Annotated in this window: 13 protein-coding genes and 1 tRNA gene; 4 read left to right on the forward strand and 10 right to left on the reverse strand. The window is 66.7% G+C overall.

Translation table 11 applies throughout. The features are described from left to right. The 6 genes from A5699_RS29825 to A5699_RS06375 form a co-directional block, all read right to left on the reverse strand. A partial coding sequence (locus A5699_RS29825; RefSeq protein ID WP_231965614.1) for a hypothetical protein occupies positions 1-188 on the reverse strand: 188 nt, incomplete at its 3' end. Between the two features lie 250 nt (positions 189-438). Then, entirely contained in the window at positions 439-1,644 is a 1,206-nt protein-coding gene (locus A5699_RS06355; protein ID WP_369806665.1) for a hypothetical protein, read from the reverse strand. Positions 1,645-1,864: 220 nt separating this feature from the next. Next, complete coding sequence (locus A5699_RS06360; protein WP_067767061.1) at positions 1,865-3,181, reverse strand: ammonium transporter; 1,317 nt, start codon at positions 3,179-3,181, stop codon at positions 1,865-1,867. 473 nt (positions 3,182-3,654) lie between these two features. After that, positions 3,655-4,221: a dCTP deaminase gene (gene dcd / locus A5699_RS06365; protein WP_067767064.1), complete on the reverse strand. Its 567-nt coding sequence runs from the start codon at positions 4,219-4,221 to the stop codon at positions 3,655-3,657. Between the two features lie 16 nt (positions 4,222-4,237). Continuing rightward, complete coding sequence (locus tag A5699_RS06370; protein ID WP_067767067.1) at positions 4,238-5,428, reverse strand: hypothetical protein; 1,191 nt, start codon at positions 5,426-5,428, stop codon at positions 4,238-4,240. A 90-nt stretch (positions 5,429-5,518) separates the two neighbouring features. Further along, positions 5,519-5,764 (reverse strand): hypothetical protein, encoded by a 246-nt coding sequence (locus A5699_RS06375; RefSeq protein ID WP_082957599.1) that lies wholly within the window; start codon positions 5,762-5,764, stop codon positions 5,519-5,521. Here A5699_RS06375 and A5699_RS06380 point away from each other — a divergent pair. Continuing rightward, positions 5,750-5,823 (forward strand) — tRNA-Gly (locus A5699_RS06380). The genes A5699_RS06375 and A5699_RS06380 overlap by 15 nt on opposite strands. Before the next feature lie 417 nt (positions 5,824-6,240). Next, the gene (locus tag A5699_RS29830) at positions 6,241-6,576 is read left to right on the forward strand and encodes an MmpS family transport accessory protein (protein WP_231965610.1); all 336 of its coding nucleotides are present in this window, start codon (positions 6,241-6,243) and stop codon (positions 6,574-6,576) included. Here the strand turns inward: A5699_RS29830 and A5699_RS29835 are convergent. Next, positions 6,573-6,860, reverse strand: a complete 288-nt coding sequence (locus tag A5699_RS29835; RefSeq protein WP_369806666.1) for a tyrosine-type recombinase/integrase — start codon at positions 6,858-6,860, stop codon at positions 6,573-6,575. The two genes, A5699_RS29830 and A5699_RS29835, sit on opposite strands and share 4 nt — an antisense overlap. Before the next feature lie 442 nt (positions 6,861-7,302). On the opposite strand from A5699_RS29835, the gene A5699_RS06390 reads away from it, so the two are divergent. Both A5699_RS06390 and A5699_RS06395 read left to right on the forward strand, forming a co-directional pair. After that, a complete protein-coding gene (locus A5699_RS06390) occupies positions 7,303-7,788 on the forward strand; it encodes a MarR family winged helix-turn-helix transcriptional regulator (protein WP_067767074.1) in 486 nt (161 codons plus the stop codon). Positions 7,789-7,791: 3 nt separating this feature from the next. Continuing rightward, entirely contained in the window at positions 7,792-8,409 is a 618-nt protein-coding gene (locus A5699_RS06395; protein ID WP_067767076.1) for a maleylpyruvate isomerase family mycothiol-dependent enzyme, read from the forward strand. Between the two features lie 175 nt (positions 8,410-8,584). On the opposite strand, the gene A5699_RS06400 is transcribed toward A5699_RS06395, so the two are convergent. The 3 genes from A5699_RS06400 to A5699_RS06410 form a co-directional block, all read right to left on the reverse strand. Continuing rightward, positions 8,585-9,478: a hypothetical protein gene (locus A5699_RS06400; protein ID WP_067767079.1), complete on the reverse strand. Its 894-nt coding sequence runs from the start codon at positions 9,476-9,478 to the stop codon at positions 8,585-8,587. 57 nt (positions 9,479-9,535) lie between these two features. Further along, entirely contained in the window at positions 9,536-10,210 is a 675-nt protein-coding gene (locus tag A5699_RS06405; RefSeq protein ID WP_067767082.1) for a hypothetical protein, read from the reverse strand. Between the two features lie 153 nt (positions 10,211-10,363). After that, positions 10,364-11,089: a GntR family transcriptional regulator gene (locus A5699_RS06410; RefSeq protein ID WP_142254003.1), complete on the reverse strand. Its 726-nt coding sequence runs from the start codon at positions 11,087-11,089 to the stop codon at positions 10,364-10,366. Positions 11,090-11,179 lie beyond the last annotated feature (90 nt).

The raw sequence follows: 11,179 nt of genomic DNA on the forward strand, positions 1-11,179 counted from the left end.
GCCGGGATTCCAGCCCGAGCCGGGGCCCGAGTCAGAGCCGGGGCGCCAGTCGTCCGAGCCCGAGCCCCGGCGGCCCCGGCCCCCGCACCGGTCCCGGTGGCGCCCGCACCGGCACCGATTTTCACGCCGCCGGCTCCGTACATTCCGCCGTTGGTCGTGTTGCCCCCGCCGCCGCGACTGCCGAACATCTTCCGTCCGCCGTGGGATCCGCCACGGCGGGAGCAACCGCAGCGGCCGTCATGGGACCCGCCGTCGCGTGATGTACCGGACTCGCCACGTTGGCCGGGCTCGGGCTCGGACGACTGGCGCCCCGGCTCTGACTCGGGCCCCGGCTCGGGCTGGAATCCCGGCCGTTCCGGCGGGTCCGATGATTGGAAGCCGGGCCGTTCCGGTGGCTCCGGCGACTGGAATCCCGGCCGCTCGGGTGGCTCCGGTGGTTCACACGGCTCCGGTGGTGGGGGGCCCATGTGGCCGTTCCCGTTCGGCGGGCTGCTCGACATAGACCGTGCGGGGCGGGGCCTGCGGGGCCGGTGCCGGAGCTTCCTGGACCACCGGAATCGGCGCCTTGATGGTCTCCGGTGGCGGGGCCGGCGGGGGCGCCTGTTGGACGGGTTGGGCCTGCGGGGCCGGCGGCGCCGGCGCGGGCAGCTGCACCGGGACACTCGGTGCCACGGCGCCCTGCGCCGGAGACGGACGCTGATCGACCGTCGGCCGGATGCTCACCGCGAGCGAAATGACCAAGGCCACAACACCCACCACGAACACCGAGGTCAACGCGCTGCCAACCAGCAGGAACGGTTTCCGTTCCTCCTCCAGCGGCATCTCGTCGGCGGCGTAATCGATGCCGTCGATCGGTTCGGCACCAACCGGGGCCATCTCGGTGGCCAGGCCGGCCAGCGAATAGGCACTGCCGGCGGTGGTGCCGTCGGGATCTTGCGAGTAGGCCAAGCCGACGGTGGACGCCTCGAAGGCGGGCGCATTGGCCGAGGCCAGTGCCGCGCCCCGGGCCAATGCCATCTCCGGCTCGTCGGGGGCGCTGACCGGGAGGGAGACCAGGTGTTCGAGGTGGGATTTGACCGAGGCGACATCCACACCGGAACCCAGAACGAACATGCCGTCCGGCGCGGTATCGGACGCCTCGACCGCGGCGGCCATGTCGGTGAGCACGGCCATCGCGTCGGTGCTGTGTAGAGACTGCGCCAGCACCTTGACCACCGAGCCGTCGTCGGTCTTGACCACCGACAGCGTCGCGGCGTCACGGTCGATGAACAGCAGGGCCGTGGTGTCGTAACCGACCGCTCGGCCGACCGCCTGTGCCAGTGCCGCGCCGGCATGGCCCTCGGAGACGAGCATGACGTCGTCGATGCCGTGAGCGGCCAGCTTGTCACGCAGGGCGGAGGCATCGGAATGGTCGGTCCAGGTGACGCCGATCGCCTTCAGGTGGTGCCCACCCGTCGTGGCGCTCTCTTTCGTCCCGAGGATCGCGGCGAGCACCTGATCGGCCGCGCCGACGGTTGCCGAATCCTCACCGGCGGTCACGTCGAAGACGTCGTGATCGACGGTGACGCCGTCGGCTTTCTCCCCCTCGACCAGCACCATGCGGACCGTCGTAGGTGCCATCGCCACACCCAGTACGATGTCCACCAAGCCCTCCAATGTGTTTGCTGCACTGTCGTTGTCGCCATTGCGCACACATTCCGCACGAGCCGACAACTAGAACCTTCATCGGTGCAACCTGCTCGATCGTTACACCCGCACGTATTAGCTACAGCGCTGGATTCCGGTCGGACCGCGACGGCCTGGTGCACGCCGGCGCCGGTTAGTTAGACACTACTCGGTATTACGACAGATGGCGCCGACCGGTTCATTCCGCCGGCTCTTCTTCGGCCGGATCTGGGCGCTGCACGAGATGTCCGCCGAACGTGCCGGGCCGGCGCTGCGGCAGGTGCCCGTGCACGCCCTCGGCGTAGGCGGACTCGGCGTGCTGCGTGAAGTCGACGCCGGTGGTCTCGTCCTCCGGGCTGAGCCGGAAACCCATGAACCGATCGATCAGTTTGGCCAGACCGTAGGACACCGTGAAGGCGTAGGCGGCCACCACGACCGCAGCGAGCAGCTGCTTGGCCAGCTGGGTCAACCCGCCGCCATAGAAGAGGCCCTGCGGACCGGCGGTCATCACCTCGGTGGCCAGGAAACCGATCAGCAGCACACCGACCACGCCGCCCACGAAGTGCACACCCACCACGTCGAGGGAGTCGTCATAGCCGAACCGAAACTTCAGGCCGATCGCGAACGAACAGACCACGCCGGCAGCCAGACCGACCACGACCGCGCCGAGGGTGTTGACCGTGCCACACGACGGCGTGATCGCCACCAGACCGGCGACCACACCCGAAGCAGCGCCGAACGTGGTCGGCTTGCCGTCGCGGACCTGTTCGACGGTCAGCCAGCCGAGCATCCCCAGGCAGCCGGCCACCAGAGTATTGAGGAAGATCGCCGCGGCGGTGCCGTTGGCGGCCAGCGCCGAGCCGGCGTTGAACCCGAACCAGCCGAACCACAGCAGGCCGACCCCGAGCAACACGAACGGCAGATTGTGCGGACGCATGGCGTCCTGCTTGAACCCGATGCGCGGGCCCAGCACCAGCGCCAATGCCAGCGCTGACGAGCCCGAGACGATCTCGACGACGAGGCCGCCGGCGTAGTCGAGCACACCGAGGCCGGCCAGCCAGCCACCCGGTCCCCAGACCCAGTGCGCGACGACGGCGTACACCGCGACCGCCCACACCGGCACGAACAGCATCCAGGCGGCGAACTTGGCCCGGTCCGCGATGGCCCCGCTGACCAGGGCCGCGGTGATGATGGCGAAGGTCAGCTGGAACGTCGCGAAGAGAAGTTCGGGCACCGAGCCGTGGGCCGTGGTCGGGGTGATGCCGAGCATCCCGAAGTGCTGCAGGCCGCCGATCAGACCGCCACCGGCGTCGTCCGAGAACGCCAAGCTGTAGCCGACCAGCAGCCAGGCGACCGTGACGAGCGGGATCGAGATGAAGCTCATCATGATCATGTTGAGCACGCCGGTGGTGCGGACCATGCCGCCGTAGAAGATGGCGAGGCCGGGAGTCATCAACAGGACGAGGGCCGTGCTGGCCAGCAGCCAGGCGGTGGCGGCCGGATCGATCTCGTGCATTTGGCGAGAATGTCGGCCGCGGGTTTCAACTGCGCGGCGAGCGTGTTTCAGCCGTGTTTCTGACTTCTCACGGTGTGCGTTGGGCTTCTGTTTCTGTTTCCGTTTCTGGCGCGCGTTTCTGGCCCGCCGATTTCTACCCCAGGGCTGTCGATCGGCGCTCGGCACAACCCTCTGGTCGAAAGCGGCGCAGACAAGAACCAACGCCCAACCGTGCCGCGCCGATTTCTACCCCAGGGTTGTCGATCGACACTCAGCACAACCCTCTGGTCGAAAACCACGCAGACATGAACCAACGCCCAACCGTGCCGCGCCGATTTCTACCTCAAGGCTGTCGATCTACGCCCAGCACAACCCTCTAGTGGAAAACGACGCAGACATGAACCAACGCCCAACCGTGCCGCGCCGATTTCTACCCCAGGGCTACCGATCGACACTCAGCACAACCCTCTGGTCGAAAACCACGCAGGTGCTCGCTAGTTGACGAAGTTCAAATACGACCGCGACGGCGTCGGGCCACGCTGACCCTGGTATTTCGAGCCAACCTTGTCGCTGCCGTAGGGATGCTGGGCCGGGCTGGTCAGCCGCAGCAGGCACAGCTGACCGATCTTCATCCCCGGCCACAACGTGATCGGCAGGTTGGCCACGTTGGAGAGCTCCAGCGTGATGTGCCCCGAGAAGCCCGGGTCGATGAACCCGGCCGTGGAGTGCGTCAACAATCCGAGCCGGCCCAGTGAGGACTTGCCTTCCAACCGGCCGGCGAGATCCTCGGGCAGCGTGCACACCTCCAGCGTCGACCCGAGAACGAACTCGCCGGGATGCAACACGAACGGCTCACCTTCGGCCGGCTCGACCAGCGTGGTCAACTCGTCCTGCTGCTTGGCCGGATCGATGTGGGTGTAGCGGGTGTTGTTGAACACCCGGAACAAGGTGTCCAGGCGGACATCGACGCTCGACGGCTGCACCAGCGCATCGTCGAACGGCTCGATCGCGAGGCGTTTCGCAGCGATCTCGGCCCGGATGTCTCGATCGGAGAGCAGCACCCGACGAGCGTATCCGCTACTTGCCGATCATCTCCGTCAGTGCCGGCAACGTGATGTCGGTGTGCGGGACGGTGATGGGTGTCTGCGCCGCGTGCACCGCCGGTGGCACCACCTTCTGCGCGACGGCGTTGATCTGCGGGTTACTCAGCGCCGCGACGAGCAGCGGGTTGGGCGGCTGGGCCGGAGCCATCGGCGGCGGAGCCGCAGCGGGGACGACGTTGGGTGGCGGCATCAGCACCGGCTGCGCTTCGGGAGCCGGTGCGGGCGGCGGGAGCGGCTCGGCACGCGCGGCCGGTTTCGACGCCTGCGGCGGCGGATCGCCGTCGCCCCCTTCCACGGCGAGCGCGACGAACAGTGAACCGGCCAGCACCAACACGGCGGTGACCACGACCATCGTCAGGGTTCGGACCAGTGGGTCTTTGGCGGGTGTCGGCGCGTCGGCGTCAGGCTCATCCAGTTCCGGCGCGACCGCCAGCCGGGCGGCGCGGGGAACGAAGATCGACCCGGTCGCCTCGTCGGTTTCGGGATGTTGGGTGCCCGCACTGGCAAGCAACGCACCACGACCCATCAGGAAGGCCGCGTCGTCGCTGAGTGCGACCGGGTGCTCCATCACCGAATTAACTTCTTCCACAAGGCTTTCCAGTCCAGGGTCAGATCCGGCGATGACGACGGCGTCGATCGGTTCACCGAAGCTGTCGCAGGCGCCGCGCAGCGCCAACACCGTGGCGGCCTGATCCGCGCCGTCGAGAAGGCGGCTACGCATGTGTTGCGCCCCGTCGTCGCTCACACCGGTCACCGCCAGCAGCGTCACGTCGGGTTCCACCACACATAGCGCGATCGAGTCCCGGCCCGTCGTCGTGCACGTGTATTCGGCGGCCGCTTCGAGCGCATCGGAGGTGGGGGCCACCGCGACGTTGGTGATGCCGGCCTCGAGCAGGGAGTCGAGAACCAACTTGGCCTCGATGGAGACGGCGTCGGTCCAGGTCAGCGCCACGCGCACGACAGTGTTCCCATTCGCCGAAGCCGCGGCATACGTCCCGAGGACCGCGCTGACCACATGCTCGCTGAAGCCCGGTTGCTCGACGCCGGTGCGGGTGTCCACCTCGAACGAGTCGTGGTCGATCACCGCCCCGTCACCACAGCTGCCCTCCACCAGGAGCAGCCGGGCGTCACGCGACGTCATGGCAATACCGATGACAACATCCATTCGTTGAAATCCCTCGGTTGATTCGGACCCGACGGGATTCGACGCTAGCGACGGGCCCTGAGAACATCGGCCCGAGGATTTACACGACTCTCAGGGTGGGGCGCGATCGGCAATCATGTTCGTGGGCCGAATGTTTCGCCCCGGCTGCCTGGCTTCAAGATCCACACTGGACAGCACTGCGACGAGTGCGTCGGCGACCTTCGCCACCGGGCGGCAGTCGACGTAGGGCTTTCCCAGCGTCAATTTCTTAGACTCACCGGGTCGAGGCCGCACCGCCTTACCCATCGCGGCGGCCGGCTTGCTATCCTTCGTCAGCACCAGGCCGATGTAGTTCAATGGCAGAACATCAGCTTCCCAAGCTGAATACGCGGGTTCGATTCCCGTCATCGGCTCCATTGTTTTAGCAGGTCAAGCACTGTTTCTGTCGCACTGTCGGCGCTCCACCACCTGCCTGTGCCCGCATTGCGCCCGTACTTGGGCAGTCGCTACCGCCGAACGCATCGGGATTACGTTTTGCTGAGCAGCTGGATACTGCCCCGTAGAACGCTGGTAATCGCCTACATTGGGCAGTCGTCATCGCATCGCCAGGGGGAACCGTGACTCAGCCGACGCCCGAAAACCAAGAGCCACAGAACGCGCCTGGCGCGGTGCCGCCTCAACCACCGTATGGCGGCCAGGGCGGCTATGCCGGGTATCCCCCACCGGGCTACACGCAGCCTCCGTACGGATACCAACCGCCCAAGAAACGCCGTGTGTGGCCGTGGGTCCTCGGCGGGATATGCCTTGTCATGTTCCTTGGGATCGGCGGGTGCGTGGCATTCATCGGCGGGGTTGCGAAGAACATTGATGACGAATCCAAGCGCGAGGTAACGGTTACCTACAGCGTCACCGGTTCCGGCGAATCGGTGGCGATCACGTACTCCGGTCGAGACTTCAACACCGCCCAGGAGACAGACGCCAGCCTGCCGTGGAGCAAGGACGTCACGATTGATGGGCTGGGCAAGACGGTTACGCTCACCGCCACCAACGGTTCTGACGGCGGCACGATTACGTGCGAAATCTCTGCCAACGGCAAGACGCTCGCGCAACAAACATCCAGCGGCCCTTTCGCATCTGCGAGTTGTATCGGAAACGCGGGTGACGCCTAGCTAGCCGCCTCGGCGAATCGGCACAACGTTGTTCGCTGCTGCGACTGGCTTCGCGGGGTGTCATCGCGCCAAGTGCGCCCATCTCGTCCGCGTAGTCGTCGGCGAACAGGTGCATATAAATGGATTCCCGTCGTGCTCGGCTTCGCGTGACCCATGAACCGGCTCACCTTGACTGTCGGGATACCGGCAGCAACGCACAAGCTGGCGTAGGTGTGCCGCAGTGCATGAAACCCCAACGCGGGCGGTAGCACCGCATACCCGGCAAGCCGGTTAGCACGCAGCACGGCGGGGCGGTAGACCGCTTTGGCTGGGGCCAAGGTAAGCGCGGCTGACCGGCAAGCCGCAGGCAACGGTCAACGCGGCCAGGGCTTGCCATACCACCGCCGTCGTTGTGACGAATGTGTAGCTTTTCGTCGCACATCGATCACTTCCACACCGATAACCGACACGTTCGTCACAGCGCAGTGCGCCCCATACCGCCCGCCCGAGGCAGCGAGAGTCCTCATCGGCAATCGAGGTTCACCGCTTTCGACGCCAGGGCGGTTAACCGCACGCGATCACAGCCGTGCGGTAGAAAGCGGCGCGATGGCGAGGACGGAGACAACTCACCCAATAGCGGTGCCCGCCAATAACTTCCACAAAATTGTGAAATCCGTTGCACAACTGGGCCGCGGACACGATGAACACTCACAGCCGCCACACGGCTTTGCGTGGGATACTCGCGGGATGGGCAGCGCGCCGCAGCACGAGATGACCCGCACACCGGTCGACGAACTGTCGGCGTTCGAAGTGGCAACCAGGGATCTGGTCGGCGTCGCCCTGCGCAGTGTGGACCAGTTGGAGATCTCGCTGCCGCAGTTCCGGCTGTTGCTCGTCCTGCATGAGCGCGGCACTTCCACCTCGACGGAGTGCGCCCAGGCGCTCGGTGTCGTCGGCTCGACGGTGACGCGCCTTGCCGACCGGTTGGACGCCAGCGGTCACCTGATCCGGGGTTCCGATCCCACCAACCGCAGCGTCGTCACCTTGGAGCTGACCAGCCAGGGCCGCAAGCTGGTCCGCCAGGTCAGCACCCGGCGCCGGCGGGAACTGAGCCGGGTGCTCGACCGCCTCGACCCGGCCGAGCGTGCGGCGTGCGCCTCGGCGTTGCGCCACTTCCACGAACTGCTCGCCGCCGACGACGCGGACGACCTGAATCGCCCGATCCCGCTGTAAGACATGGATTCTCAAGCGATTTGGCGCACCGTCGACGAGCAGCGGGCGCAGTTGGCCGATCTTCTCGACACGCTTAAGCCGGACCAGTGGGCGACACCGTCGCTGTGCCGGGATTGGACTGTGAGAGACGTCGCGGTCCATCTCACCCATACCGAGTTGAGCCGCGCGGACATGATCCGTGCAGTGCTCAGATCAGGTTTCCGATTCGACGCCATGATGCGCCGGTTGGCGCTTGAGGACCGCGCCGACCCGGCCAGCATCACCGCGCGCCTGCGCGCCATGGTGGGCTCACGCAAGCGTCCCCCGATGACCAAGGAGATCGATCCGTTGATGGATCTCCTGGTGCACACGCAAGACATCTGCGTGCCCCTGAACATCGATCGGGCCATGCCCACCGAGGCGGCCGTCGCCGTGGCAAAACACCTGTGGCAGATGAAGTTTCCGTTCGCCCCACAGCGGGATCTCCCCGGTTACCACTTCGTCGCGACGGACGCCGATTTCACCGTGGGCCCGTCGTGGGGTGCGCGGCGTGAGGCCCCGATTCGCGACATCGTGATGATGTTCGCGCGCCGACGCGACGTGCCGGATCCCGAACCTGAGCCCGACGCCGAAGACGACTGAGTCAGGCGCGGTCAGCCCCGGCGGGAGTCCGCGTCCCCGCCCGCAGCGCAAAGGCCACCAGGCCGCCCGCCCACACCACCGCAACGAAACCCGGTGCGGGCGGTGCTGATCCGGCCATGGTGTGTCCTCAGTTCTCGATCTGCGGGCAAACCTAACGTCACCGGCTTTGAATCAGCTATGTCCCGGTATCGGGCACGGTCTCCGGTGCATCGTCTTCGAAGAAGCGCCGGATCTCGACGAAGCCGCCACGCCGGTACGCCTCATAGGCCCAGATCGCGGCGATGACCGGCAGCGGGCCGAACGCCACCCACCACCGCGCCGATGGCGGTACCAGTTCGGCGATCACCTGGGCACTGGGCCGCCCGTCGACGACGGCGGGCAACCATTCGTGCAGCAGGATCGTCAGCATGCGGGTGGCTTCGAACGGTCCGGCGGCGGTCGCCAGCACCCAACTGAGCGAGGCGATGATCAGCGCCCACGGCCAGGCCAGCAACAGCGACTGGTTGTCGACGATGTCGGCGGCCGAGCGGATCGATTCGGCGATGAACAAGAATCCCAGCGCGACCAACAGCACACCGATCTGAGCGGCCAGCAGATCGTCGAGCACCGAGTTGGCCAGTTCGTCCGCCTTGCGCGTCGGCAGCCCGAACGCCAGCGACAGCAGCCCGGCCAACAGCGCCAGCAGCGTCAGCGCGGACGTGGAGTCGTCGATGCGCATGAAGGAGTCGGTCAGGATCCGCACCACCAGGCGTGAGGAGGACGACGGCGAGGTTCGATACAGGATCATCACCACCAGCCCGGAGATGATGATCGAGATCATCCAGGCCACCACGGCTGCGCAGATGATCACCAGCGCCAGCGAGCCGATCACCGGGACCAGTCGTGCGTTCTCGGTGTCGCCGTTGCGGACCACCAGGAGCGGCACCAGCCCGATGACGACCACGCCCAGAACGCGCACCAGGATGGGCAGGGTGAAGCCGGCGATGTCGCCGGGGTCGAGGTCGGGATCGGAACGGCGGATGGCGGCGATTTCGGCGCTCATCACCGACCGGGCCCGGCGGAATGACATTCTGCGCGCCACGAGGGGAATTTAAGCCGATCCCGCAGTCGGGGGCTGATGACACGCTCAGCGCAGGTACAGCTCGCCGCCGGTCGGGTAGCCGCCACCTTTGGTGGTGAGGTGCACGTGGTCATAGTGGCCGTAACCGCCGGACTGCGCACCGCCGTCGGGCGTGTAGTAGGTGCCCCGCCAGATGGCGTCCTGCAGCGCGAACTTGTCGGCGTTCTTCAGCGCGTAGGCGACGATCCGGTTGCCCAGCTCGATGCCTGCGGCGCTGCTGGCGTTGGGAATCATCACGTCCAGCGCCAGGCCGTTGGGATGCCAGCGAAGCGCGTCCGGACGGACGCCGCCGATCTCGTGGATCTGCGGGAAGTCCGCGCTGACGCTGCGGGCGGCGAGGATCGTCTTGACTTGCAGACCCCGCTCGGGGGCGACCCCGACGGGCAGCAGCTGCGGAATATTGATGACGCGCCAGCGCGAGGCCGTGCCGGGCTGCGTCTGCGCCGCGCTCAGCGCGATGGACTGGGCGACGGCTGTCGACGCGGACGGTGCCGAGACGATCTCCATACAGCAGGGCGGGGCCTCGGGCGCGGGAGCCGCGGCTGGTTTGGCGGACTCTTTGGCGGGGTACGGATGAGCATCGGCACCGGAGGCGAGGAACGCAGCGACCGGAGCGACGAGGACAGCCGCAACGGTCGGAAGTTTGCGCCGCCGCGGGCTGGCTAATGCGTGTCGGCCCACACGGGCACCATACGGGCACTTATGGCGGGTTGCAGCAACCCCTCCCCCGTTCTGAGAGTTTCCTTAACCGCCTGTCAAGCTTGCCGTCGGCGTGTTTCGGCAGGTCAAAGGTCACAAATTGGTCACGGGAAAACCGGCTTTTTAAGACCGCGCTCAGCGTGCTTCAGAGGCGTGCATCACCGCGGTGAACGTCATCCGGTCACCCCGATACAGGGAGCGGCGCTGCTCGATCGGCACTCCATCCTGGTCGTAGGAGACCCGGTTGAGCAGAAACATCGGCGTGCGGCTGTCGACGGTGAGAAGTGCCGATTCGCGGGAGTCCGGAAGCGCGGTCTCGATGCTGTCGACGGTGCGCTCGAAGTGGATCCCGCGGCTGCGGATCTCGGCGTAGAGCGAGTCGCGGTAGTCGAACGTCTCGCGCAGGCCGGGATACCGCGCGGCGGGCAACTTGGTGGTCTCCAGCCCGACCCGCACGCCATCGGTGGTCAAGACGCGTTCGAGCTGCAGGATGGGCGCCCCCACCTCGATCGCGAGTTGCGCCGCCAACAGGTCATCGGCGGTCAGGTCGCTCCAGCCGACCAGGATGCGCCCACCGCTGCGGCCCTGTTCCTTGGCGGCCTCGGTGTACGAACCCATCGACAGCGGCTGCAGGATCTTGGGCCGCGCGACGACGGTGGTACGGCCGCGTCGTTCGATGCGGCCGGCCAGCAACAGCTCACGCAGCGCCTGACGGACGGTCTCGCGCGCGACGTCGAATCGTTCGGCGAGTTCCCGCTCGGCCGGGAACGGGTCACCGACCGCCAGATCATCGAGCAGTCGCTCGAGTTGGGCGCGCACCACCTGATGCTTGAGCACCCGGGGTTCTGCACTCGCGGACACCCGCTCACCGTAGCAAGCTTTGGTCTAGTGGTCCGTCTGTGAATTAATACGGTAGTTTGTAGTATGCCCGTTATGACAGCTGCCGCGTTG

It is taken from the genome of Mycobacterium sp. E802, from assembly GCF_001666875.1.
In the GTDB taxonomy this organism is placed as follows: domain Bacteria; phylum Actinomycetota; class Actinomycetes; order Mycobacteriales; family Mycobacteriaceae; genus Mycobacterium.